Raw genomic sequence first — 25,652 nt, 5'->3', positions numbered from 1 at the left:
CAAATCCTTCGCATTGGTATTTACCCTAGCTACTTCCGACTCGCTTTTTTGGTGGGTGTCTGTGGCGCGCCCAATTCGGAGCGCAACCGGTCCGCCAGACGCACGCCTTGCTGCGCCCAGAACTTGGGGTCGGCGCGCGCGATGCGCTCAGCCGCATTGACCATATGCATGGCACCCGCCATGCGCGCGGCGGTTGTATCGCCTGCTTCAATGCACTTCACGATTTGCGCATGCTCGTCACGCACCTGTTGTGCGAAGTCCGACCGTGTGGACTCGTTGGCGCGCGTGACCCGTGTGGCGTCACGCAAGAACTGGTTCAGGTAAGCCAGGGTCGCCAGCAAAAACGGGTTGTTGGCGGCGGTTGCGATGGCCGTGTGAAAGGCCACGTCCTCCGCCACGCCGTCACCGCCCGCTGCTACGGCGCGTTCAAGAGCGGCAATCTTTTCTTTGATACTCTTGATGTCAGCGGGCGTTCTTCTTGCAGCGGCCAAGGCAGCGGACTCTGCCTCCAATGCCCTGCGCATTTCAACCATCTGAATCACCGCATTCACCGAGCCGTCCGAGGTCAAGACCAGTTGATCTGCCGACGATTGGGAGCTGTTCTTTACGAAGGCGCCCGACCCTTGGCGCGATTCAATAAGTCCCATGGTCTTCAGTCGCGACAGGGCCTCACGGACCACGGTCCTGCTGACGCCAAATCTTTGAACCAAGGCGCTCTCGGTTGGCAGTCTTTCCCCAGACGGCAATTGACCGTCTCGTATGCTCACGACAAGCGCCTCGGCGAGCTGCTCGGACAGCCTCGTTCCGACACGTAACTCGGGGAGTTTGTCCAAAAAGGTTGGGGGATTCATGTTCAAATTTAGTGCTTCAAGAATGGTCATCTTGATGTAGTACAACAGTTTAACTTAAGCCATCGATCGCAACCTTTCAACCAGAAATATGGCTCTAATGGGTGTTCCCAGTTGAATCGCCCCGGATTTCCTAAACAGAGCTAAGCCTCAGGAAATATTGCTTCTCGAACTCTACAGGAGACAGGTCATTTGCATGGCTGTGCCTGCGCTTGGGGTTGTAAAACAATTCGATGTAATCAAAGACGTCTTGGCGGGCCTCCTCTCTGGTTGTGTAGGTCTTGCGCTTGATGCGCTCACGCTTGAGCAGTTGGAAGAAGCTCTCTGCCACCGCGTTGTAATGGCAGTTGCCCCGCCGGCTCATGCTGCCCAGCAGGTTGTGTGCTTTAAGGAAGTCTTGCCAGTCGTAGCTGCTGAACTGGCTGCCCTGGTCTGAAAGCACCATGACCTGCGCTTTGGGCTTGCGCCGCCAAACTACCATCAACAGCGCGTTGAGCGCCAGCTCGCTGGTGATGCGCTCGTTCATGGACCAGCAGTCTATCTAGCGCGAGAACAGGTCCATGACCACTGCCAGGAACAACCAACCCTCGTGGGTACGCAGGTAGGTGATGTCGGTGACTGTAGAGGCATTCTTGGCCAGTTGGTCCGATTGGCGCGCGTTCTCAGCGGTTTGCTTTGCCGTGGCGCTTAGCTCTTCCATGGATGCTGCTGTTTCTTGCAGTGCGCTGGCGTTTGGCAACTCTAGTTCGATCACAGCAAGCGTGGAGGACTCCTTGGAAGGTGGGTAGAACCTCCTGCGCGATCGATAAAGATTCAAGCGGTGTGTCCACCATCTTCGCTGAATCTGTTCTTCTGCATATCCGTCAATCTTCATAGTGGCGGAATTCCTGGTTCTTAGATTGGTACGGCCAGTAGGGAAGCGCTCAGATCGTCAACTACGGCGTTATTGGCAAATCATAAGCCTAGGGTTTTCACGAATAAATTCAATGCAGTTGTGATCTATCATGCGCAAACGGCTATTTATGCACAAAGTATATCTTGTGCGTAACAATCTAAGAATGCCGCCACCTTACATACCAAGCGCAGACAACTCGAATTCAGTCATGTTGAAAATTTTTGCAAAAGGAGACAACTAAGATGAAATATAAATATCGCAAGGGTCGCGTCGGACTCAGCGTGATCACTACCGCAGTGGTCACAGTGCTGGCAGGCGCATCGGCCTCTGCCATGGAATTCGATACGGGCAATCCGGACATCACTGCGCGTTGGGACAACACGTTCAAGTACAGCACCATGTACCGTCTGAACAATCCGGACGCGGCGCAGGTTGCCACCTATGCAGCCGCAGGGGGCGCGGCAGATGATGGCGAGAACAGTTTTCGCCAGGGCATCGCGTCGAGTCGGATGGACTGGCTCACTGAATTGGATCTGGGCTTTGGCGCCGATGCGGGCCTGCGTGTCAGTGCCGCTGCCTGGTACGACCCGGTCTATCAACGCGGCAACGCCAACACCTCTGCGGCCACTTCCAACAATCCGCTGGGCACGCCGGCCAATCAGTTTGCCCCAGGCACCGTGGACGCCCTGGGCCAGGGCTCACGCTTGATGGATGCCTTTGTGTACAAGAAGGGGCTGCTCGGCGACATGCCCGCTTCCGTTCGCTTTGGCAACCACACCGTGATCTATGGTGAAACACTCATGTCAGGCTCCAATGGCATTGCCGCCGCACAAGGTCCGGTGGATATCGTCAAGGCGGCCACCGTGCCAGGAGCACAGGTCAAGGAGTTTCTGCTGCCTACGCCCCAGGTGTCGGGCTCCCTGCAGGTGAATGACAAGCTCACCTTGGGCGCCTATTACCAATTGGGCTGGCAGAAATCTCCCTTCTTCGCGCCCGGCAGCTTTCTCTCGCCCAACGACTTTCTGGGGCCTTCGCACTCCTTCCTGCCGGGCATCACCACGCGCACCCCCGATCAGACCGCCAGTGACAGCGGCCAATGGGGTGCGCAGGCACGCATCAAGGGAGGCGATGTGGAGTACGGGGTGTACGCCGCCAACTACCACGACAAGACACCTTCTGCGGTGTATCTGAACGTGGGGGTCAATCCCGTGTTGACAGGACTGGGGCTCACGCCGCCGGCAAGCATTGCACCGACGACATTCACCCAGGTGTATGGCCAAAACATCGGTGTGGTGGGCGCCAGCGCCAGCACCGTATGGGGCAGCGACAACGTGTCGATGGAGGTTTCGCAACGCAGCAACATGCCGCTGACCGGCGGCAGTGGTTACGTCGTTGCAACAACGACCCTGCTGGGTGGCCCCGCGTACGACAACAATAACAATCCCGGGTACGCGGTCGGCACTACGCAGCACATGACGCTGGTGGACATCCACGTGATTCAGCCCAACTTCCTGATGCGCGATGGCGGCTCCATTGCAACACAGATCGATTACCACCGCGTGGCCAGTGTCGAAAAGAACCAGGGCGTGCTGAATGCATCGATTGCCCAAGACCATAGTACCGAGGACGCGGCAACCATCACCTCGGCATTCTCCGCTGATTGGTTCCAGGCTGCGGATGGATTGGATTTGTCGATCCCCTTGGTGGTGTCCTACAGCGTCGGGCGTTCGCGGGTCTTTGCGGCCTGGGTAGATCACGGCGGCACGGTCTCCACGGGGGTGAACTTTACCTACAACAACGTCTGGAAAGGTGGCTTGCTGTTCAACCACTACTACGGTCCGCACGGTGTCGGCCTGTTCGACCAGACCTTGTGGGACCGCGACTACCTCTCTTTCAATATTTCCCGTTCTTTCTAAGCGAGACATTTCATGAACTTCAAGACTTCCGTTTGCACCGCTGCCGTTGCCATGGCACTGGCAGGACATGCATGGGCCGCCGTCAGCGCCGATGAAGCCGCCAAGCTCAAGACCACACTCACTCCCATGGGGGCCGAGCGTGCGGGCAACAAGGACGGCAGCATTCCTCCATGGGAGGGCGGCTTCACCAAAGTGCCCGCGTCCTACAAGTCCGGTGATATCCGCCCGGACTTCTTTGCCGGGGAAAAGCCGGTGCTGTCGATCAATGCCAAGAACATGGACCAGTACGCCGACAAACTCACCGAAGGCGTCAAGGGCTTGATGAAGAAGTACCCCAGCTACCGCATTGACGTCTATCCCACCCACCGCAGCGCTGCGGCACCTCAGTGGGTGTATGACAACACCTTCAAGAACGCGACCAAGGCCAAGTTGACTGGCGATGGCTTTTCCTTAGAAGGCGCTTACGGTGGTGTTCCGTTCCCCATCCCCAAAGATGGAAAAGAAGCTCTTTGGAACCACAAAATGGCGTGGAACCAAGGTGAGTCCTCTTCGCGTGGTTCACGCTGTTTTGTTGTGACAGCAGAAGGTAAAGTTGTATTAGCCAGCGACGGGGTACAGGAAGACCAGAAGCCTTACTACTACAAAGACGGTAACGCCGAGTCCTATAAAGGGTATTTCAACTTAGTGCGTTATGTACAAACCGCGCCATCGTCAAAGGCTGGCGAGTCCATTCTTGCGCATGAGGCGTCAGACGGTCAACCACGCGGCATCTGGCAATACCTGGTAGGTCAGCGCCGCGTGCGCCGTGCTCCGGCCGTTGCGTATGACACGCCGGACTCGGTCACCTCCGGAATGGGATTTTTTGACGAGGCATTCATGTTGTTTGGCCCATGGGACCACCACGAGTACAAGATCGTGGGCAAGAAGGAAGTCTATGTGCCGTACAACAACAACCGGGCCGATGCTGCCAGCCCGGACGAACTGGTCAAACCGCAGTTTCTGAATCCGGACCTGGTGCGCTGGGAGTTGCATCGGGTCTGGGAGATCGAGGCCAATCTGGCTTCCGGCAAGCGCCACGTGGTGCCAAAGCGCAAGTACTATCTTGACGAGGATAGCTGGCAGATCCTTTTGACGGACGGCTGGGATGCCCAGGGACAGTTATGGCGTACAGGATACACCCTGACACTGCTGGCACCAGATGTGCCGGCACTTGTCGGCAATGTCTCCTGGGGCCTGTACAGCTTGCAAGGCGGTGGCTACTTCATCAACTCGGCGACCAATGGTCTGAACAAACAGTTCACGGTTTATCCCCGCCGTCCCGACAGTTTCTTCTCGCCCGATGAGCTGGCCAACCTGGGCGCCCGATAAGCGCCTGGCCTCTTCCCTGGAGCCGCGCACTCAGTGGGCTCCAGGTCTCGTCATTCGTCTACTCAGTAGTTCATGAACTCTTCCATTCGATTGCATTTATTCGCCCTGGCCGTGGGCGTGCTGGCCACATTGGCAGGTGGCACAAAGGCGCTGGCGCAGTCCGTTGGGGCTCCCGCCGCGCTGGATCGTCCGGCCCTGTTGTCGCCCAAGGCCGCAGGCCGGGCCATGCTGACATTGGCCCGTGCCGGCACGCGTCTGGTCGCCGCCGGTGAGCGCGGCATTGTGCTGTACTCGGACGATGGCGGAGCGCAGTGGAAACAGGTCGCGACACCCACCAGTGTCACGCTGGTGGCACTGCGTTTTGCCGACGACAAGCATGGCTGGGCCATTGGCCATATGGGTGTGATTTTGCATACCGAGGATGGCGGACAGACCTGGGTCAAACAACTCGACGGCCTGCATGCCGCCGCGCTGGTGGCCGAGGCGGCTAGGCGCAGCGGTGACGAGCGCGCCATTGCGCGTGCCGAGCGTCTGCTGGCCGACGGGGCCGACAAACCGTTCTTTGATTTGCACGTCGAAAACGCGACCACGGCCATCGTGGTGGGAGCCTTCAACCTGGCGTTTCGCACCGGGGATGGCGGCACCACCTGGTTGCCGTGGCAGGAGCACCTGGAGAACCCCAAGGCCTTGCATCTGCATGCCATACGCAAGGTGGGCAAGGCCTTGCTGATCGTGGGCGAGCAAGGGTTGATGCTGCGCTCCCTGGATGGTGGCGAGCACTTCCAGGCGTTGCCGTCACCGTATGTGGGCTCCTGGTTCGGTCTGCTGGAGACGCGTGGCGAGCAGCTCATTGCCTACGGCTTGCGTGGCAATGCCTATGTCTCGGCCGATGCCGGCAGTCACTGGGAGAAGCTGCAAACCGGAACCGTGGCCTCGATTTCTGCGGCCACGCAATTGGGCGATGGCCGGGTGGTATTGGCAAGCCAGGCGGGTGAACTGCTGGTGGCGGCGCAGCCAGACCGTGCGGGTGCCATCCCCACATTCACGCCGATGGCCGGCAAGGCCGGTTTGCCGTTGACCGACGTGGTGCAGGACGCGCACGGCGGCTTGGCGCTGGCCAGTTTGCGCGGCGTGCTCACCACGCCGGTGGCCGCAGCCCCACAGCCTTAATTCATTGAAAACCTTTTTGTTCAGGAGCAGCCGTTGAGCGCCCACACCCCCATGCCCCACCAGCCGGTTGTTCAATCGCTGGAAGACTTCGACGTGCAGTCGGGTAACACCGTTGAGCGTGCCTTGTTCAACCATCGCCGTATCGTGCTGCTAATTTGCCTGGTCTGCACCCTGGTCTTCGGTGCCTTTGCCACGCGCATCCGCCTGAATGCCAGCTTCGAGAAGATGATCCCCACGGGGCATCCCTACATTGCTAACTTTCTGGAGAACCGCCGCGATCTGGGGGCGCTGGGCAACTCCATGCGCATCGCCGTCGAGACCACCGAAGGCAGTATCTTCGACCGCAGTTACCTGGAAGTGCTGCAGCACATGAACGATGAGATCTATCTCATCCCGGGAGTGGATAGGCCCTTCATGAAGTCCTTGTGGACGACTGCCACGCGCTGGGCCGCGGTTACGGAAGAGGGGTTGGAAGGCGGCACCGTGATGCCGGATGGCTACGACGGGTCGCCCGCCGCGCTGGAGCAAGTGCGTCAGAACGTGGAGCGCTCGGGCGAGATCGGTCAGCTGGTGGCCAATGACTACAAGTCCAGCGTCATCTTTGTTCCCCTGCTGGACAAGGACCCGCAAACCGGTGCCGACATCGACTACCGGCAGCTGTCGCAGCGCATTGAGCAAATTCGGGAAAGGTACCAGCACGGAACGATCCAAGTCCATGTCACCGGTTTTGCCAAGGTGGTGGGCGACTTGATGGATGGCCTGGTGCAGGTGCTGGGCTTCTTTGCCGTGGCCACGGTGATCGCCGGCATCATGCTGTTCTGGTACACCCGCTGCGTGCGCAGCACCGCTCTGGTGGTGCTGTGTTCGCTGATCGCCGTGCTCTGGCAGTTCGGTCTGGTGGCGCTGGCAGGCTATCAACTCGATCCCTATTCGGTACTGGTGCCTTTCCTGGTATTTGCCATTGGCATGAGCCATGGCGCGCAGAAGATGAACGGCATCATGCAGGACGTGGGGCGGGGCACCCACCGCGTGGTGGCTGCGCGCTACACCTTTCGCCGCCTGTTCCTGGCAGGCATGACCGCGCTCCTGTGTGATGCGGTGGGCTTTGGCGTGCTGATGATCATCAAGATTGGCGTCATTCAGGACTTGGCCGTGATTGCGTCGATTGGTGTGGCGGTGCTGATTTTTACCAACCTGATCCTGTTGCCGGTGCTGCTGTCGTACACCGGTGTGAGCGCCAGCGCTGCGGCGCGCACATTGCAGGCAGAGCAGCTCGATGCGTCGGGCGCCAAGCACTGGATGTGGGAGATGCTGGACCGCTTTACCGCACGCCAGTGGGCCAGTGGCGCGGTCGTGGTGTCTGCGCTGCTGGCACTGCTGGGCTACGCGGTGAGTCAGCATCTGCAGGTAGGAGATCTGGACCCCGGCGCGCCGGAGCTGCGTGCCGATTCGCGCTACAACCGGGACAACGCGTTCATGGTGAAGAGCTATGCCGCCAGTTCGGACATCCTGGTGGTCATGGTCAAGACACCGGAAGACCAGTGCACCCATTACGCGGTGCTGTCCAAGGTGGACGAACTCGCCTGGAAGCTAGAGCAGTTGCCAGGGGTCGAGTCCACCAACTCCATGGCGGCGCTGTCGCGCATTGCCACGGCGGGTTACAACGAAGGTCACTTCAAGTGGCTCGATCTGGTGCCCAACGACGACGTGCTCGCCGGCGTGCAGAACCGCGCGCCGCGTGAGCTGTTCAATCAGAGCTGCAATTTGCTGACCTTGTATGTGTATTTGAAAGACCACAAGGCCGAGACGCTCACGCGGGTGGTCGACGCCGTGGAGGCCTATGCCCAGGCCAACAACAGCCCGGCAGGCACCTTTCTATTGGCTGCAGGCAGCGCCGGCATCGAAGCGGCGACCAATATCGTGGTCAAGAAGGCATCGCACGAAATGATGTTGTGGGTGTATGCGGCAGTGATTCTTCTGTGCTGGATCACGTTCCGTTCCTGGCGTGCGGTGGTAGTGGCGGTCTTGCCGCTGGTGCTGACCTCCATCCTGTGCGAGGCACTGATGGTGGCGTTCGGCATGGGCGTGAAGGTGGCCACGCTGCCGGTTATCGCGCTGGGCGTGGGCATCGGCGTGGACTACGCCCTGTACGTGCTGTCGGTGATGTTGTCGCGCCTTCGGGCTGGCACCTCTTTGTCGGAGTCGTATTACCAGGCGCTGCTGTTCACCGGCAAGGTGGTGATGCTGACCGGTGTGACGCTGTCCGTGGCGGTTGCGACCTGGGTGTTTTCTCCCATCAAGTTCCAGGCCGATATGGGCATCCTGCTGGCCTTCATGTTTTTGTGGAACATGATCGGTGCACTGGTGCTGCTGCCTGCCTTGGCGCACTTTTTGTTGGTGCCGAAAGTAGCGGTTACTCAAACCTCCGCAGTCTAAATTCAAGTGGAGCTCAAAATCAAGAATAGTACGTGGGGTACTGAACGGGGGGCAATGTGGTCACTGAACTTGAACACCGGGCCCAAATTGTTCCTGGCGTTTGGGGTTATGCTATTTCTGTTTGGTAGCGCCACAGTATTCACGTATTGGCAACTGCTGACACTGGAACGCGACATGCAGACGACCATGCGGTCCAGCAGTGAAATCAGGCAGGCCGTCGACGGCATGCACGACGCGGTGCAAAGCATCTTTAACAGCACACTGCTGGTGTCCACGGCACAAACCAAGGACGATGCGAACTTTTCTGCGGGTGAAGTACGCCGAGCCCAAGCGCTTTATATCGACGCCAAAAAGAAGCTGTTGGACGCAACTCGAGGCGGTCAGGCGATTGAAGGATTGTCCAAGGCGTTGGACGCGGTGGCTGCAGCGGAAATAGCCAATACCTTCGCAACCGCAGCACTAGCGCGTAGCGAGGATGCTACAGCTCAATTGGGGGAAACAGACACGATGACACTGGATGCCGATCAGATTTCGGAGGTCACTAGCAGTTTTAGGAGCCAGATGGACTTCTGGGCCAAGTCGATGAATGGCATTGTGGTTGTGCTGTCAACGTTCAGTGCCCATCGACAAATGCAGGACCAACAATCGGCGTCTATGGCCCGTCAAGTATTGGTGGCTGCTGCACTGATATCACTGCTGGTTGGAACGGTTGCGGCTTGGCTGATTTCTAGCAGCGTTTCGCGGCCACTGGTGCAAGCAGTGCAGGTGGCCGAACGCGTGGCCACGGGTGATTTGTCAGGCAGGATTACGACACAGTTTAAAGGGGAAACCGGAGCGTTGCTGCAGTCCTTGTCACTTATGCAGGACAGTCTGCACCATGTGGTGACCGATGTGCGCGACAGCGCAAACGCGATACAGTTGGCATCCGCCGAAGTGGCCAACGGCAATCTGGATCTTTCGCAGCGGACCGAGTTCGCATCTGGGCAATTACAGCAAACTTCCGGCGCGCTGCAGCAGCTTGAATCGCTGGTGCACGATTCCAACGTGTCAGCGCAGCGGGTGAACCACCTGGCCAGCGCTGCTGCCGATGCGGCTGATCAAGGTGGGCGAGTCGTGCAGCAAGTGGTGACCAGCATGGAGTCCATCGCTGTACAGTCGCGTCAGATCGCAGAGATTACTGGGGTAATTGATGGGATTGCCTTCCAGACCAATATTCTTGCTCTGAACGCGGCGGTCGAGGCCGCGCGCGCAGGTGAGCAGGGTCGAGGTTTTGCCGTCGTGGCTTCCGAGGTCCGCAGTCTGGCGCAGCGCTCGGCCGAGGCGGCCCACAATATCAAGACTTTGATTGACAGTTCACGGGGAGCCATTGATACAGGCGTGGAGCTGGTTCAAAAAGCTGGTAGAACCATTGCGGATGTGGTGCTTTCGGTGCGCGAGGTCAATCACACCATGGAGGTCATTGCCCAATCCTCGACGGCACATCGTCAGGGGATTCTCGCGGTCAATACTGCCATGGATGATCTGGATCAAATGACGCAACAAAACGCAGCCCTAGTGGAGCAGAGTGCTGCTGCAGCCGATTTGCTCACCGTACAGGCTCAACGACTGGCACAGTTGGTGGCCTCGTTTCAGCTAAGCGTTGACGGGTCGCCGGGAACGTACCTGCGCTTGTGATAGACCCAAGTGCAAGGGTCAAAGTGAGGCGCAAAGATCGGGTAGTGCTGAGAACAGATCCGCCTCCAGCCCGTAGTCCGCCACCGAGAAGATCGGAGCCTCGCCATCCTTGTTGATGGCCACGATCACCTTGGAGTCCTTCATGCCAGCCAGATGCTGGATGGCGCCGCTGATGCCGCAGGCAATGTAGAGCTGGGGTGCCACGATCTTGCCGGTCTGGCCCACTTGCCAGTCGTTGGGTGCGTAGCCCGCGTCCACCGCCGCACGGGATGCACCCATGGCTGCATTGAGCTTGTCGGCCAGCGGCGTGATCACCTCGGTGAACTTCTCGGAGGAGCCCAGGGCACGACCACCGCTCACGATGATCTTGGCGCTGGTGAGCTCCGGGCGGTCATTCTTGGCAATCTCCGAACCCAGGAAAGTGACGCTGGTTGCAGCGGCGACTGCACTTGCAGTTTCCACTGCAGCACTGCCTCCGGTGGCAGCTGCCGGGTCAAAGCCCGTGGTGCGCACGGTCAACACCTTGGTGGCGTCCGTGGCCTGCACCGTGGCAATGGCGTTGCCCGCATAGATGGGGCGCTCAAAGGTATCGGGGCTCACCACCTTGGTGATGTCGCTGACCTGGCCCACATCCAGCTTGGCAGCAATGCGTGGCGCAATGTTCTTGCCCGAGGGCGTGGCAGCCAGCACGATGTGGCTGTAGTTGGCTGCAATGGCCAGCACCTGGGCGGTGACGTTTTCTGCCAAGCCATGGGCCAGACCGGCCTCATCGGCATGGATGACCTTGGCTACACCGCTGATCTGGGCGGCTTGGGCGGCAGCAGCTGCGGCATTGTGGCCAGCCACCAGCACATGCACATCACCACCGAGCTGAGTGGCTGCGGTGATGGTGTTGAGGGTGGCGGGCTTGATGGATGCGTTGTCGTGTTCGGCAATAACGAGGGATGTCATGTTCAGATCACCTTGGCTTCATTTTTCAATTTGTCGACGAGGGTTGCCACATCGGGCACCTTGATACCCGCGCTGCGGGCCGGGGGCTCGCTGACCTTCAAGGTCTTGATACGCGGGTTTACGTCCACACCCAGATCTTCGGGCTTGACGGTCTCCAGCGGCTTCTTCTTGGCCTTCATGATGTTGGGCAGCGTCACATAGCGCGGCTCGTTCAGGCGCAGATCGGTGGTGATGATGGCCGGCAGGGTCAAGGACAGGGACTCGGAGCCGCCGTCCACTTCACGGGTAGCCAGCAGCTTGCCGCCTTCCACGCTGACCTTGCTGGCAAAAGTGGCCTGGGGCCAGTCGCCCAGGGCCGCCAGCATCTGGCCGGTCTGGTTGCAGTCGTCATCGATGGCTTGCTTGCCCAGGATCACCAGGCCGGGCTGTTCCTTGTCCACCAGAACCTTCAAGAGCTTGGCTACTGCCAGGGGCTGCAGGTCGGCAGCGGTTTCCACCAGGATGGCGCGGTCTGCGCCAATGGCCATGGCGGTGCGCAGGGTTTCCTGGCACTGGGCTACACCGCAGGAGACGGCAATGATCTCGGTGACCACGCCTTTTTCCTTGAGGCGCACTGCCTCTTCCACGGCGATCTCGTCAAAGGGGTTCATGCTCATCTTGACGTTGGCGATGTCGACACCACTGCCGTCCGATTTGACGCGGACCTTGACGTTGTAGTCCACCACGCGTTTGACACAAACAAGAACATTCATGGGGTATCCTCAACTGGCCGTATAGGCCGTTTTGACCGTGGTGAAAAACTCTACCGCGTAGCGTCCTTGCTCACGCGAACCGTAGCTTGATCCCTTGCGTCCACCAAAAGGTGCGTGGTAGTCAACGCCGGCCGTGGGTACATTGACCATAACCATTCCAGCCGCCGCTTGACGCTTGAAATGGGTGGCGTGTTTCAGTGACGCGGTGCAGATGCCAGCTGTCAAGCCGTAGGCTGTGTTGTTGGCCAAACTAAGGGCGTGTTCATAGTTGTCTGCCGCCAGTACGCAAGCTACCGGGCCAAAAATTTCCTCTTTGCAAATGCGCATGTCGGGTTCTGCTTCGGTAAATAGAGCGGGCGTCAGGAAAAAGCCTTGGGTTGAACGTTGGACACGCTGACCGCCGTAAACCAAAGAAGCGCCTTCATTCTTGCCAACAGCAATGTACTCAAGATCGACATTCAACTGGGCTTCGTCCACGACAGGGCCGATGTTTGTTCCTTGCTTTCTGGCATCATCCACTTGCAGCAATTCGATGCGCTCGCGCAAAGCGTTTACAAAGGCGGGCAAAATGCCCTTTTGCACGATGAAGCGGCTTGACGCAGTACAGCGCTGGCCGGTCGAGTAATAGGCTCCCTGTGTCGCGCAATCTACCGCGGTTCGGATATCGGCGTCGTCCAGAATCACCAGAGGATTTTTGCCGCCCATTTCCAATTGCAGTTTGGCCAGCCGGGGAGCTGCACCTGCGATGACACGTGCGCCCGTGGACGTGGAGCCGGTAAAGCTAATGGCATTGACAGCATGGTGGTTGATCAGCGTTTGCCCCACCCGGGTCCCGGGTCCCATCACCAGATTAAATACACCAGGTGGAAATCCGGCGCGGCTAATGATCTCCGCCAAGGCCCATGCAGAGCCCGGCACCAGATCCGCAGGCTTGAACACAACACAGTTGCCGTAGCACAGCGCTGGGGCGATCTTCCAGGCGGGTATGGCAATCGGGAAGTTCCACGGAGTGATGATGCCGATGACCCCCACCGGCTCACGCGTGATATCGACTTCGATGCCGGGACGAATAGAGGACATTCGTTCGCCGGCTTGTCGTAGAGCTTCCCCTGCAAAGTATCGAAATATTTGACCGGCACGTGTGACTTCGCCGATGGCTTCGGGCAATGTTTTTCCCTCCTCGCGTGCGAGCAAATTGCCAAGCTCGGTACTACGTGACAATAGCTCAGAGCCGACTTTGTCGAGCGCGTCAGACCGCATCTGAATACCTGAGACGGACCAAGCTGGGAAGGCAGCAACTGCAGCTTCAATGGCCTCAGTGGTTTGCTGCTCATCACCTTGGGCATACTGCCCAATGATGTCACTGGTATCTGACGGATTTACGTTGTTGCGTGCGAAGTCGCTGCGGATCCATTGGCCTGCGATGTAGTTCTGTTTCATGGAGAAAAAGTATTATGGAGAAAGAGGGAGGCAGTGCCATGAATGGCTTTGTCCAAGATGAGTGCATGCATGTCGTACGTAGACCTATAGGTATTGACGGACACCAGCTTGACCAGAAAGTAGACAATCGAAAACTCATTGCTTAACCAATGCCATCCAGCATTTGCGAGAGACGCGGGAATGCAGAAGGCGCTGCCGCACGAACTGCGTTTCATGAAGCAAGCGCACCCTATTGTTTGCGCATAGGATCTCTATGAGATGACTTTAGGGACCGTGGTGGATTGCCAGTTGACGACTTGCCACTGTCTATTGATGTTGGCCCAGGCAATACTGAAGCGGTTGTGCAATTGCCGCTCTTCGTTTGCAATTTTTAGCTTTGAGTGAACAATTCCGGTGACAATGGCAGTGTCGCCATAAATTCGTACTGTTTCCTCCGAGCAGTCTATTGCTTGGTAGACGGTCTTGCCCGACGCAATGGAGGCTATAACGCCGGACTTGGAATCAGCCCGTGCTGTGCCATGTATCCATACCATGCTATCGGCGAAGAGTTGGCTTAGTGTATCAGTGTCTGCATCGACCATTGCGCTACGGCGCTTGTGTTCGAGAGCCATGATTTCGTGTGATTGGATCATGATGTGGTGATGGAAATATAGAGCTGAGTGATTAGAGTGACGGCCTCGGCGGGTGAGGCCGCAGTTGCAAAAACATAGTGATCTGGGCGGACGATGACAATCGTTCGGTCTAGTTCAATGAGCCAACGTGACAAAGTTGGCTGTTCCTCGAAGAACTTACCTGCCTCTGACGCCCTATCGGTGTCTGACGCGAGTTCCAGGAGAATTCCGCCAATTGGAGACAAAGATTTGTGCATTAAATTGCGATCTTCGTCTGTCAGTGGTTTGATCGCAATGACCCGCACAGTTGGGCCGGTAAGATCATCCAGGCGTCCCTCAAAGCCATGTGCGCGCACAAAGGGTTGTGGCAGTATGGATCCGGCCCCTGGTGAGTCAAAGGCAATCAAACCGCAAGTCAAACCTGGTATGAGATTTTGGCGGAATGTGGTGGAAATACTTCCTCCCTGTTCTTCAATCAAACGCTCGTCGCGCGCTCTTGCCTGCTCTGGATCGCGTTCACAGATCACGCGGCCCAACGCCATCGCAGTCTGCGTGGTTGTCGTGACATGGGGGCGTCGCTCCTGTTGGTAGCTCTCCAACAGCGATGCAGGGGACTGGTTGCGTAGGATGCGTTCGAGCTTCCATGCCAGATTTTGTGCATCCCGCATTCCCTGCACCATGCCCTGCGTCATAAAAGGCGGAGTCATGTGCGCCGCGTCACCGGCCAACAGGATACGCCCGTGGCGCCAGGCATTGGCTACTAGCCCATGGAAGCGATAGGCGGCAGCACGCCATATCTTGCCCTCATGGGGCAGCAACCAGCGTTCAAGTAGCGGCCAAAGTTCTCCATCGGGAAACTCGGGCGACAAGCTTTCACCGGGCAGCAGCATCAATTCCCATCGCCGATGCTTGCCGACCCCAACGATGTACGTGGCCGGACGATCTGCTTCGCAATACTGAACCTGGGTTTGAGGCAGTTGCTCCAGTTTGTCGTCATTGACGATGGCATCCACCACCAGCCAAGGTTCGTCAAATCCCAAGTCCTCCAATGTAATGCCAAGACGTTTGCGTATGGGGCTAGAACCTCCGTCACAAGCGATCAGATAGCGTGCGCGATAACGAGTCGTCTGCTGATTACTTGCCAGGCGCACGTCGGCCCACACGTGATCTGATTCCTGTCCTACGTCCAAGACTTCGGCACTGCATTCGGTGCGGACCGTTGGTAGTTCTGTCAAACGTGAGCGAATGGTGCGCTCCAGCGCCGGCTGGTTAAAGACATAGTTGGGGGCCCAACCTAGCTTAAATGGGGGTGGAGTGGCATCGAGGCGTTTGATCAACTGCCCTTCCATGCCACGGTACTCACTGGGCCGATAGGGTGCGATGAAGGGTTCCACCCTGTCGGCCACTTGCAGCTCTTGGAGGATGCGCATGACCTCGTGGTCCAAACCTGCCGCCCGCGGCAGAGGGAAGAGGTCGGGCAGTTTGTCGAAAGCAACTACGCGAATGCCGCGTTGCCCTAAAAGGCCCGCCAGCGTGGCGCCAGTCGGTCCGAGGCCAGAGATGATGATATCTGCATCAATCATTTGGCTTTTCCAAAGCGTGCGGCCCACTCACTGACCGGCATGAAGGTTGGATCTGAGCGACAAGTCTGTTCGGTCGTGGCCCAAATGGCTTCGTCGGGCATGCTAAGGTCTAGTGGATCGCCATGCGGCTGCGCAACATACCAAGGCGTATCCAAATAGACTTCGACCAGATTGCCTTCGATGTCTTCGAAATAGATAGACAGCGCGTTGCCATGGTTGAGACTGCGCAGACTCTTTGCTCCATATCGCAGTGCCCGATTCTTAGCTTCGCGTAGATGATCGAGCGTTTGAACCTTGAAGGACAACTGCATAACGGTACTAGGTGCATCCGCAGCCCGACCGGTCGCCAGCACAAGTTGATGGTGCTGATCCGGGCGTCCACTCAGGAACACAATGGTCATGGGAAATGTGACGCCTTGTCCTCGGTCGGTTACTACCAGATCAAAGACGCCGCAGTAGAAGTGCGTCATCTCATCAATGTCTTTGCAAAACACACCAAAGTGGCTCAAATTGGGTGCATATGCTGCTGTCATATGGTCTCCTTTGTAGTAAATATGTCTATCGTTGGCCGTCGTGGACGGTAACCTGGTCCTTGGTGAGACCCCCTAGGCGAGAGTGAATTCGTCCGCCATCGGCCATGATCAGTGCAAACAAGATCTCATTCGGGCGTGGCGCATCCTGAATACCGACTTCGAAGCTGTTGAAGTGACTACGCACGTAGGCGGCGTGGATGTAGTGCAGTGGCACCATTAGCCGGTATCCAGTATTGGCCACACACTTGGCTGCGGGAACAATCGCCTTGGGCTCGCCAAGCACCTGCCGCATCGCCCATCCTCCGGCTTCATGCCAAACAGCACCGTGCTCAAGCTCGCCATTGACTCCCACAATGGCGGCTTTGCTATATGCCTCAATGCGTTCACGCCCACCGAGTGCTGTTACCAGCTCTTCGGCCAACAGTGTGCCCAGACTGCGCAATTCGGCCATGAACGGCAACAAATCGGGCTCAAAGAACCCCGCAAAGGGGTTGCGTATGACGGCACAGGCTGCGGCGAGCCGCAGGGGCTTGTAGGGGGCAGGACCACCTTCGTGGAACACTGTTTCAATGGTCAGGCTGCGTTTTCGAATTTCAATGTTTGGCATAGTGGCGGCTCAGGCTTGAGCGATGACTGGATTGGAGAGCAAGCCGATGGCTTCAATCTCGACTTCCACGACATCACCGGGTTTCATAAAACGTGGCGGCTTCTTGCTCCAGCCAACACCGGCTGGGGTGCCGGTGACGATTACGTCGCCTGGCATCAAGGTAAAGATGGTGGACGCATAGTTGATCATGCGTGGTATGTCAAAAATCATCTGACCGGTATCGCTGGACTGCACAATCTCTCCATTGAGGCGAGTCTGCAGTGCGAGCTTGCGACCCGGCGCAATTTCGTCAGCAGTCACCATCCATGGCCCGAAGGCACCAGTTCCTTCAAAATTCTTGCCAGAGGCAATTTGTTTGGCATGGAATTGCCACTCTCGAATGCTGGCATCGTTGTAGCAGCTATATCCGGCAACGTACTGCCAAGCGTTGGCTTCGGGAATGTTGCGCCCGGCCTTTCCGATGATGACCGCCAGTTCACCCTCCCAGTCCAGTGATTCCGACACGTTGGGGCGTACGATGGCCTGGCCATGGGCAACTTGCGAGCGCCACACGCGCAAGAAGATGGGTGGAAATTCCGACAACTCGCGGTGCATACCCGCTGCTAAGACCTCTTGGTGGTGGTCCATGTAGTTGCGTACCGCGCAAATGATCTTCTCTGGCCGTGGGATCACCGGCAAATAGACGATTTCGGACAGCAAGGGGCCAGGCTTGGCCAGCGCAACAAGGGTTTCACGTTCAGTGAAGGAAGCGCTTGCAATGAACTCTGCGAGGGTTGGACAAGCCGTAACAGCCGCCATGTCGAACACGCGATCGTCCACGACGGCACCCCAAGATTCTTTGCCTGCGTGCTTAAAGGAAACCAGCTTCATCAATATGCTCCAGTTGACAGTAAAATTTGAAAGTTTCATTATTATGCATAAAACGCAAATAACGCACAAACTATTTTTTGGAGATGAGAATGACTGATGATTGTCCACTGCGTGTGGTCGGACTTTGCGGCAGCTTACGACGCGATTCCTACAATTTGGCGCTATTGGAGGAGGCTGGTTTGCAGATGCCTGTGGGCATGCATTTGGACATCGTGCCGTGGACTCAGGTGCCAATTTATGGTGCCATCGAGAACGTGGACGAGTGGCCTGTAGCTGTCACCCAATTGGAGAAAGCCATGGCTCAAGCCGATGCCGTTTTGATTGCTTGTCCTGAATACAACTTTGGCATTCCTGGTGGATTCAAGAATGCGTTGGACTGGCTTTCGCGTCTACCTGCTCCACCATTCAAAGGACAACCAGTTGCGCTGTTGGGGGCCTCTACAGGTCCATTGGGTACGGCTCGTGTTCAATACGAATTGCGGCGCGTCTTGCATTGCATGGATGCGCATGTTCTCGCCAAACCAGAAATATTTGTGGGCAATGCCAAGGCCAAGTTTGATGCTGAAGGTCGGTTGACGGATGAGATCGCACGCAATCTTGTGAAAGACCAGATGCAGGCTTTGCTCCTCTGGATACACCGGTTGCGCAGGGTGAAGCCGCTACCCTGAAACACAGGACTCGGGTTTCTACCAATAGCAAGTGCACCAAGTCAACGTAAAGTACGCACAAAATACATTTTATGCACAAAGGAGAAAGTGATGACAATGATGAAAGCAGCCCGACTGCACAAGGTTGGCGAAGCCATGCAGATTGAGACTATTCCGATCCCCGAACCAGGCTCGAACGACGTTCTGGTGCGTGTCCATGCCTGCGGCATAGTTCCCAATCTGGGTAACATTCTTGCGAATTGGACGACATGGTTTCCAGAATTGCCGTTGCCTCCCCTGCCGGCAGTGTTTGGGCTTGACCCCGCAGGTGAGATTATCAAGGTTGGCTCCCACGTACACACGTGGCAACCGGGCGATCGCGTCTATGTAAATCCAGGTCTGTACTGTGGTGGTTGCCGAGCATGTCGCAAGGGCGATTTAATCAATTGCACGCACTACGCGTTTGGCGGCTACTTCGGATTTTCTCAGAACTCCCTGAAGCTCTACAAAAACTATCCAAACGGTGGTCTGGCCGAATACATGATTGCGCCGCAATACGCACTGGTCAAATTGCCCAAGAATGTGAGTTACAACCAGGCCGCACGTTTCGGCTACTTGGGCACCATGTATTCCGCCATGCGCAAGACGCAGATGGGTCCGGGTAAAAGCATGCTGGTCAATGGCATAAGCGGAACGCTGGGGATAGGTGGTGCATTGTTCGGACTGGCCATGGGAGTGACCAAGATTCTGGGTACTGGTCGTGACAAGAAGCTGCTGGAACGCGTCAAGGCACTGGCACCAGACCGTATCGAAATACTGTCGACCAACGATGGTGTGTCAGTCGATACCTGGGCCAAGGAGCGTACCGGTGGCCTGGGAGTAGATGCCTTCATCGATGCCATGGGGCCAGGCGCGCAACACGAAACATTTCAGCAAGGCATGCGTTCTTTGGGCAGGGGAGGGCAGGCCATCAATATTGGCGCCATCATGGGTATGGTTGGTATGGACTTGCACACGATGATGGATGATCAACAAAGCGTTGCGGGCTCGGCCTGGTTTACAGCAGCCGAAGGTCAAGACATGGCCGATATGGCGGAGGCTGGCACGTTGGATCTTTCGGTCTTCGAACATATTTGCAGTCCGCTTGAGAAGGTCAACGAAGCAATATCAGGCATAGCGCAGCGCAACGGCGGATTTAGCAATTTCGTCATCAACCCCTAATTCAGGAGCAGAAAATGAAAGTAAGACGCGTCGTATTGAGAAATGATGGTAATGGCAAGAGCTTTGTTCATTCAGATGGCGACGCGCCACGCGCCGATACCTACGCGAGTGTTTCAGGCTTTTCTTCAGCACTACTGTGGGCCACGGAAGCAAACGCTAATCTTGGCGTATCCACACCTGGAGTGGATACATCACTGAACGCTAGTTTTGTACCGAGCCCGGGGGAAACGCGGCTGATGTTTGTAACGTTCCCGCCCGATACAGTAATGATGCGAGCAGACTTCAATCCGATGGCCTTTGGTGCCGAATTCGCGCAAAAGGCGCCAGGGTTGGCAGAGCGTTTCGAGATGGATAGTCCAGGAATGCACACAACAGACAGTATTGACTACGACGTGGTGCTCGATGGTGAGATCACAATTGAACTGGACGAAGGTAGGGAAGTGCTGCTTAAGCGTCATGATGTGTGCGTACAGCACGGTACTCGCCATGCTTGGCGCAACAAGAGTGACAAGCCTGCAACCTTGCTGTTTGTTCTAATTGGAGCCTCTCGCTAGTCGGGTCACATACAAACAAGTCGTGTTTATGCATAAAATGCAAAAATACGAGGGAAAAGTTATGACAGAGAGTCCTCCACTGGTTGAACAAGCCTTTGAACGCTTACGTAAAGATGTCCTGACTGGGGTCTATCCAGCAGGTGTAAAGTTGAAAATTGATGACCTGCAGGAAGCCTATGGAATCTCAAGTAGTCCTCTGCGTGAGGCACTTAGTCGCCTAGCCCAGGAGGGACTGGTTCGCGCCGACGAGCGGCGTGGATTCCGTGTGGCTTCAATTTCCACGGAAGATTTAGCTGACATTACTCGAATGCGATTGGTATTGGATGTACAGGCTTTGGCTGAATCCATACAGTTGGGCGATGATGCGTGGGAAGCTTCCATTGTGGCCGCATACCATCGGCTTGAACGGGTTGAGTCTAGGCTGGGCGATGGCCCGCTGCAGTTAGACGATGAATGGGGTACGCTGCATCGTGAGTTCCATCTTTCCTTGTTGGCAGCATGTCCGTCGGAACGCCAGCGTAAATGGAGTGCCAGTCTTTTTGATCAAGCAGAACGGTATAGGCGTTATTCGGCCCGCTACCGCACCACACCAAGGCGCAAGTCAAATGAGCACAAGAAAATTATGGATGCGGCTCTAAAGAGAGACAATGAGGTCGCGTGTGCACTTCTACACGACCACATTCTGGGAACACAACGTAGTGTTCTATCGGTATTGAAGGTGATGACGTTGGAGGAACAAAGTTAACTTCCTGAAGAACTCATTTGGCAACAATATCGCTTCTTCGAGCCAGTCATCGACATTTGATAGACACTATGTTCTTCGCCACGACGACGTGAAAGGTGCGCAAGCGCCAGGGAGTGACATCGCGCTCTATCCTGTCGGCGGCAAGATTTTTGAAACAATCAGCAAAAGCGACGACTCATTCAGCTAGCTAACGGCATTTACTAAACAGTCTCTCCTATGCACGAATTACAAAAAGCCTGCACTGCACAAGTAGTTCCGACTGGCCATCACATCATCAAGGCTTGAAAAGGCGTTGCGTGGATCGCGCTCCTGCTCGACGGTGATGTATCCTTGGTAGCCAATTTCCAGCAGGGTTTGGCGTACTTGTGGGTAGTCGATCACACCCTGACCGATAGGGCACATGACACCGCGTGCACAGGCATCAAAAAACGCAATATGTTCCCCAAACACCTGCTGCAACAGGCCGGCATTGATGTCTTTGAAGTGCACATAGTCCAAACGCGCGGCGTGCCTCTTTAGCCATTGCGCCGGGTCCATCCCGGAGTAGTACAGATGGCCAGTGTCTAGACAGAGACCAGCAATGCTGTGGGGAACGTCGTCCAGAATGCGATCGATTTCATCGGCAAACTCAATATAGCCGCCCGCATGGGGATGTATGACGGCGCGAACACCAAACTCTCGCCAAGCGACAGTGGCAATCTGGCGGATATGAGAGACCATGTTGTTCCATTGCTCCGCATTTAAGCGTGGAGCGCGGTCTGAATGGCCGGCTGCATAGTCGCGCTCGGTATGCCCCCAATCCATTACCACCAGATAGGGCGTGGCAAAGCGCTGTCCTTGCTCGACAGGTAGCGCAGGCGATTGTTTGATCAGTGCGCAGATTTCGCGCGTTTGTCTGAGCAGGTTGGACAGGTTTGCTGTCGCGACCAAGTTATCAAAAATGGTGCCGGCGGTGATGCTTAGCCCGCGTGCTTTCAGCTCAGTGCCAACTTGTTCTGCATCCAGGGGCATGTAGCCATAAGGCCCAAGCTCAATGCCTTTGTAGCCGGCCGTGGCAGCTTCTTGCAGCACCTGACGCCAATCGGGTAAGTGCGGGTTTCTAACGTCATCCACGCCCCAGCAGCAGGGGGCACATCCAATATTCATTCCCATGGCGGTCATCCGTTTGTGTTGGTGTGAGGCTGTGGCATCCTGGCTTGTCTTGCATGGTCAGGGCTTAGCCATCTGATCTTTGCAATACGCCGCTACCGGGTGCAGTTTTCTCGAATTTACCATGCAATGACCACCTAAGTCTGGTAACGGTTCGCCCACGGAAAGTGCCTCCCAACAGGTGCAATGGCTTATGAGTGCCTGCATTGGGATGGTCATTTCTGTCCGCATTGGATGCCATCGCCGGCAGCTGTATGACTAAGCAACGGTCAAAAGGACACATTACTGTGTGTGAAATTCCTTATAGAAAAGACAACAATTGGCTCTTGGACATTCGGTTCGAACCTACTTCCACCTGGAGCCGGAGCCGCGCATTTCATTTCCGTTTGAAATATCAATTGGAAATTCATTTCTATAGGGTAACTACTTAGAAGCTTGTCAAACAAAGGCATGTACAGTTCACTGCAACCGGGTGCAGTCACTTGGCGCTAAAGAGACTGTCAGGACATCCATGAAGTGTTTTTTGATCGGTCAAGGTGCTCGGTTTGGCCATTCCGCTCTTGCAGGACACGCAATACAGTGTATGCACCCGACAAGATTTTTAACCGTGAATTCGAGAACGAGGAGATACCAATGAAATCAGCTGTGAACACAATGAAAGCCGTGGTGATTGCCGCCGGCATCGCTCTGACCGCAACGACTGCCATGGCGGCAGGCGCCAAGATTTTTGTGATCGGCGGTAAGGCCGATGATCCCTTCTGGTCCCGCGTGAAGAAGGGTGCCGATGATGCTGCTTTGGTCGTCAAGGCCGGCGGTGGCACCGTGACTTGGCTGGGCCCACAAAATTACGACAACCTCGGCCCGGATGCTGCCAAGCTGATTCGCACCGCATTGAGCCAGAAGCCCGATGCTATCGTTGGACCGGATTGGGTGCCTGAGGCTATGGATGCGGCCTTCAAGGAAGTTGTGGCTGCGGGTGTGCCGTTGATCATTTACAACGCCGGCGGCATGGAAGCCGCCAAGCGCCTGGGTGCACAGAACTATGTGGGCAGTGAAGAATACGTAGCTGGTATGGGTGGTGGTGAATACTTCCTTAAGAGTGGTGCCAAGAACGTGCTTTGCGTAAATACCCAGCCCGGTTCCACCAATCAAGAGTCCCGTTGCAAGGGTGTTGCGGATGGCATGGCTAAGGGCGGCGGCAAGGGCACGCAATTGCCTCTGCCCTCCTCTGCCTTTGGCAATCCCACCGCAGTGGCGCAGGCTGTGAAAGCCGCCCTGCTCAAAGACAAGACGATCGATGGCCTGATCACCATCAGCGCCGGTGACGCCACCAGTGCCGCAGCGGGCATCAGTCAGGCGGGCTTGGTCAAGTCAGTGAAGCTGGGCACCTTTGACATGGACCCCACCAACCTGGCGCGAATCAAAGACGGTAGCCAGCTGTTCTGCATTGACCAGCAACCTTATTTGCAAGGCTATCTGGCAGTTTCTATGCTCAACAGCTATGTGCAGTACGGCCTGAAAGTGCCGACAGCCCCGATTCTGACTGGCCCCGGCATTGTTGACGCATCCAATGTTGCGGCGACCATGGCGGGTGCTGCTGCGGGTGCTCGTTAATCAGTAGTTGCACGGGTGATCGGGTTCGGCCCCGCTGGCCCCAGTCACCCGCAACCATTGGTCAGCAGCAGCTACCCAAAACTTATGAAATTTGCTTTGAACAAAATCATGAACGCAACCTCCATCAACTCCCCTCCGGGCGAAGCCGCGGCCAAAGAAGCTGAAGTGCCTCCCAAGGACGCACTGGGCAACCTCATCCGCAGGCCGGAGACAGGTTCCTTCATCGGTCTGGTGTGTGTCTTCGTTTTCTTTTCTATCTTCGGCGGCGAAACATTTTTGTCGGTCAGTGGCTTGGCCAGTTGGCTCAACATCGCTGCTGAATTGGGAATTATTGCCTTGCCGATTGGCCTGCTGATGATCGCAGGTCACCTGGACCTCTCCATCGGCAGCGTGATCCCGGCGAGCTCGATGATGGTTGCAATTGTCTCTGGGCACTTCGGATTGCCCATGCCGGTTGGCATCGTCTGTTCATTGGCGCTCGGCGTCGGGGTTGGATTTCTCAACGGCTATGTGATCATCAAAACGGATCTGCCCAGCTTTGTGGTGACCCTGGCCACTCTGTTTGCGGTAGCCGGGCTGACTCTGGGGCTGTCGGTCATGGTGGCAGGCAGCACCAGCGTGGCGCTGAAGAGCGATCCCATCACCAAGATGGTGTTTGGTGACTTTATCAATGGTAAGTTCGAAGTGATTCTGTTGTGGTGGGTTGCTGCAATGGTGTTCGTGGGCTATCTGCTGGGGCACTCTAAATACGGCAACTGGATTCTGGCCCTAGGTGGCGACAAGGTCAGTGCCCGCAATGCTGGCATTCCTACCGACAAGCTCAACATTGCCTTGTACATGGGCAGTGGCTTGTGTGCCGCCTTTGTTGGCATGTGCCAGGCCATTCTGTACAACAGCGCCCAGGTTTCCGCCGGCCAGTCCTTCATCTTCAACTCCATCATTGCCGTGGTCATTGGTGGTGTGATCCTGACAGGTGGCTACGGTTCGGTGGTTGGCATTGTGCTGGGAACCATGACCTTTGCCATCGTCAACCAAGGTATTTACTACACCGGCTTCGACGCAAACTGGGCCAGCTTGATCATTGGTGTGCTGCTGCTCGCCGCTGTCTTGCTGAACAACACTTTCCGCGCCATGGCGATTTCCCACGCCGCACCGCGCATCAAACCGAAGGCCGCCAAATGACCGCTCCACTGCTACAACTCAAAGGTGTCAACAAATCCTTTGGCCCCATTGATGTCTTGCACGACATCTCGATCGAAGTCAAAGCCGGTGAAGTGCTGTGTTTGCTGGGTGACAACGGAGCAGGAAAGTCCACCTTGATCCGTCTTCTATCGGGGGTGCACAAGCCCACAAGTGGAGAAATGTTGATGAATGGCAAGCCAGTTTCCTTTGAGAACCCCAAGGAAGCCAGCGAGCATGGCATTGCCACCGTGCACCAGTTTGGCGGCACCTTTCCGCTGATGAGCATTGGCCGCTCCTTTTTTGTGGGCGCAGAGCCAACCAAAAAGCGCGGACCGTTTGAAGTTTTCGATCGCAAGAAGGCCAACGAGATCGCGGTGCGTGAAATGCGCCAACTGGGCATTACCCGCATCACCGATGGTGATCGCCTGGTGGGTGGACTCTCCGGTGGTGAACGCCAGGCCTTAGCGATTGCACGGGCTGTTTACTTCGGGGCCAGCGTACTGATTCTGGACGAACCCACGGCAGCCCTGGGTGTGAAGGAAGCGGCACACGTACTGCGCATTGTTCTGCAAGCGCGCAAGAAGGGCATTGCCGTGATCTTTATTACCCACCAGGTCACCCACGCATTGACCGTTGGCGACCACTTCGCGGTGCTCATCCGCGGCATGAAAGCGGCCGACTTCCGCAAGGGCGAGAAGACACGAGAGGAAGTGACTGACCTGATGGCAGGCGGCGAGGCGATGGCTGGCCTGGAAGCCGAAATCGAAAGCCATTTGAATTAGGCCAGGCACCCACACAGGGAATAAGAACGCCGTGTGATGGGGCCATTTTTTTGAAGATAACTGCACCCGGGTGCACTGCGAATTTGTAATTTTTTTAAAAAGGA

Annotated in this window: 22 protein-coding genes and 1 pseudogene; 12 read left to right on the top strand and 11 right to left on the bottom strand. The window is 56.5% G+C overall.

The genetic code is table 11. The features are described 5' to 3' along the window. Positions 1-29: 29 nt before the first annotated feature. Together AAGF34_RS04610 and AAGF34_RS04605 are read right to left on the bottom strand one after the other, a co-directional pair. The gene (locus AAGF34_RS04610) at positions 30-851 is read right to left on the bottom strand and encodes a FadR/GntR family transcriptional regulator (RefSeq protein WP_342619456.1); all 822 of its coding nucleotides are present in this window, start codon (positions 849-851) and stop codon (positions 30-32) included. Positions 852-981: 130 nt separating this feature from the next. Continuing rightward, positions 982-1,467, bottom strand: a pseudogene (locus AAGF34_RS04605) (IS3 family transposase); the annotation flags it as partial. Between the two features lie 518 nt (positions 1,468-1,985). Between AAGF34_RS04605 and AAGF34_RS04600 the strand changes: the two are divergent. The 5 genes from AAGF34_RS04600 to AAGF34_RS04580 all read left to right on the top strand — a co-directional run bounded on the left by AAGF34_RS04600 (position 1,986) and on the right by AAGF34_RS04580 (position 10,307). After that, the gene (locus AAGF34_RS04600; RefSeq protein ID WP_342619455.1) at positions 1,986-3,659 is read left to right on the top strand and encodes a DUF1302 family protein; all 1,674 of its coding nucleotides are present in this window, start codon (positions 1,986-1,988) and stop codon (positions 3,657-3,659) included. 12 nt (positions 3,660-3,671) lie between these two features. Beyond that, positions 3,672-5,027, top strand: a complete 1,356-nt coding sequence (locus tag AAGF34_RS04595; protein WP_342619454.1) for a DUF1329 domain-containing protein — start codon at positions 3,672-3,674, stop codon at positions 5,025-5,027. 72 nt (positions 5,028-5,099) lie between these two features. Next, on the top strand, positions 5,100-6,197 hold the full coding sequence (locus AAGF34_RS04590; RefSeq protein ID WP_342619453.1) for a YCF48-related protein: 1,098 nt from the start codon (positions 5,100-5,102) through the stop codon (positions 6,195-6,197). Positions 6,198-6,248: 51 nt separating this feature from the next. Next, a complete protein-coding gene (locus AAGF34_RS04585; protein WP_342621032.1) occupies positions 6,249-8,633 on the top strand; it encodes an MMPL family transporter in 2,385 nt (794 codons plus the stop codon). Between the two features lie 108 nt (positions 8,634-8,741). Beyond that, positions 8,742-10,307: a methyl-accepting chemotaxis protein gene (locus AAGF34_RS04580; RefSeq protein WP_342619452.1), complete on the top strand. Its 1,566-nt coding sequence runs from the start codon at positions 8,742-8,744 to the stop codon at positions 10,305-10,307. A gap of 18 nt (positions 10,308-10,325) precedes the next feature. Here AAGF34_RS04580 and AAGF34_RS04575 read toward each other — a convergent pair whose 3' ends face one another. The 8 genes from AAGF34_RS04575 to AAGF34_RS04540 form a co-directional block, all read right to left on the bottom strand. Then, positions 10,326-11,258 (bottom strand): electron transfer flavoprotein subunit alpha/FixB family protein, encoded by a 933-nt coding sequence (locus tag AAGF34_RS04575; RefSeq protein WP_342619451.1) that lies wholly within the window; start codon positions 11,256-11,258, stop codon positions 10,326-10,328. Between the two features lie 2 nt (positions 11,259-11,260). Next, on the bottom strand, positions 11,261-12,010 hold the full coding sequence (locus AAGF34_RS04570) for an electron transfer flavoprotein subunit beta/FixA family protein (RefSeq protein WP_342619450.1): 750 nt from the start codon (positions 12,008-12,010) through the stop codon (positions 11,261-11,263). 9 nt (positions 12,011-12,019) lie between these two features. Continuing rightward, positions 12,020-13,450: an aldehyde dehydrogenase family protein gene (locus AAGF34_RS04565; RefSeq protein ID WP_342619449.1), complete on the bottom strand. Its 1,431-nt coding sequence runs from the start codon at positions 13,448-13,450 to the stop codon at positions 12,020-12,022. A gap of 251 nt (positions 13,451-13,701) precedes the next feature. Beyond that, complete coding sequence (locus AAGF34_RS04560; protein ID WP_342619448.1) at positions 13,702-14,082, bottom strand: nuclear transport factor 2 family protein; 381 nt, start codon at positions 14,080-14,082, stop codon at positions 13,702-13,704. Further along, on the bottom strand, positions 14,079-15,644 hold the full coding sequence (locus AAGF34_RS04555) for a bifunctional 3-(3-hydroxy-phenyl)propionate/3-hydroxycinnamic acid hydroxylase (protein ID WP_342619447.1): 1,566 nt from the start codon (positions 15,642-15,644) through the stop codon (positions 14,079-14,081). Before AAGF34_RS04555 ends, AAGF34_RS04560 begins: the two co-directional genes overlap by 4 nt. Continuing rightward, the gene (locus AAGF34_RS04550) at positions 15,641-16,177 is read right to left on the bottom strand and encodes a VOC family protein (RefSeq protein ID WP_342619446.1); all 537 of its coding nucleotides are present in this window, start codon (positions 16,175-16,177) and stop codon (positions 15,641-15,643) included. Before AAGF34_RS04550 ends, AAGF34_RS04555 begins: the two co-directional genes overlap by 4 nt. Positions 16,178-16,202: 25 nt before the next feature. Beyond that, positions 16,203-16,784: an amino acid synthesis family protein gene (locus tag AAGF34_RS04545; protein WP_342619445.1), complete on the bottom strand. Its 582-nt coding sequence runs from the start codon at positions 16,782-16,784 to the stop codon at positions 16,203-16,205. A gap of 9 nt (positions 16,785-16,793) precedes the next feature. Further along, positions 16,794-17,654 carry a fumarylacetoacetate hydrolase family protein gene (locus tag AAGF34_RS04540; protein ID WP_342621031.1) on the bottom strand — a complete coding sequence of 287 codons (861 nt, stop codon included), beginning with the start codon at positions 17,652-17,654 and terminating at the stop codon, positions 16,794-16,796. A gap of 89 nt (positions 17,655-17,743) precedes the next feature. On the opposite strand from AAGF34_RS04540, the gene AAGF34_RS04535 reads away from it, so the two are divergent. From AAGF34_RS04535 to AAGF34_RS04520, 4 genes are all read left to right on the top strand, one after another. Further along, positions 17,744-18,322 (top strand): NADPH-dependent FMN reductase, encoded by a 579-nt coding sequence (locus AAGF34_RS04535; protein WP_342619444.1) that lies wholly within the window; start codon positions 17,744-17,746, stop codon positions 18,320-18,322. A 90-nt stretch (positions 18,323-18,412) separates the two neighbouring features. Next, entirely contained in the window at positions 18,413-19,522 is a 1,110-nt protein-coding gene (locus AAGF34_RS04530; RefSeq protein WP_342619443.1) for an alcohol dehydrogenase catalytic domain-containing protein, read from the top strand. Between the two features lie 14 nt (positions 19,523-19,536). Beyond that, the gene (locus AAGF34_RS04525; RefSeq protein WP_342619442.1) at positions 19,537-20,076 is read left to right on the top strand and encodes a cupin domain-containing protein; all 540 of its coding nucleotides are present in this window, start codon (positions 19,537-19,539) and stop codon (positions 20,074-20,076) included. A gap of 28 nt (positions 20,077-20,104) precedes the next feature. Beyond that, on the top strand, positions 20,105-20,821 hold the full coding sequence (locus AAGF34_RS04520) for an FCD domain-containing protein (protein WP_342619441.1): 717 nt from the start codon (positions 20,105-20,107) through the stop codon (positions 20,819-20,821). Between the two features lie 225 nt (positions 20,822-21,046). Here AAGF34_RS04520 and AAGF34_RS04515 read toward each other — a convergent pair whose 3' ends face one another. Continuing rightward, a complete protein-coding gene (locus AAGF34_RS04515; RefSeq protein WP_342619440.1) occupies positions 21,047-21,973 on the bottom strand; it encodes a TIM barrel protein in 927 nt (308 codons plus the stop codon). Positions 21,974-22,603: 630 nt separating this feature from the next. On the opposite strand from AAGF34_RS04515, the gene AAGF34_RS04510 reads away from it, so the two are divergent. The 3 genes from AAGF34_RS04510 to AAGF34_RS04500 all read left to right on the top strand — a co-directional run bounded on the left by AAGF34_RS04510 (position 22,604) and on the right by AAGF34_RS04500 (position 25,548). After that, positions 22,604-23,584 carry a sugar ABC transporter substrate-binding protein gene (locus AAGF34_RS04510; RefSeq protein WP_342619439.1) on the top strand — a complete coding sequence of 327 codons (981 nt, stop codon included), beginning with the start codon at positions 22,604-22,606 and terminating at the stop codon, positions 23,582-23,584. A 108-nt stretch (positions 23,585-23,692) separates the two neighbouring features. Continuing rightward, positions 23,693-24,766: an ABC transporter permease gene (locus AAGF34_RS04505; protein WP_342619438.1), complete on the top strand. Its 1,074-nt coding sequence runs from the start codon at positions 23,693-23,695 to the stop codon at positions 24,764-24,766. Further along, positions 24,763-25,548: an ATP-binding cassette domain-containing protein gene (locus tag AAGF34_RS04500; RefSeq protein ID WP_342619437.1), complete on the top strand. Its 786-nt coding sequence runs from the start codon at positions 24,763-24,765 to the stop codon at positions 25,546-25,548. Before AAGF34_RS04505 ends, AAGF34_RS04500 begins: the two co-directional genes overlap by 4 nt. Positions 25,549-25,652: the final 104 nt, after the last annotated feature.

The organism is Rhodoferax sp. GW822-FHT02A01, from assembly GCF_038784515.1.
Classification (GTDB): Bacteria; Pseudomonadota; Gammaproteobacteria; order Burkholderiales; family Burkholderiaceae_C; genus Allorhodoferax.
This window is presented reverse-complemented; position numbering and strand designations above follow the sequence as displayed.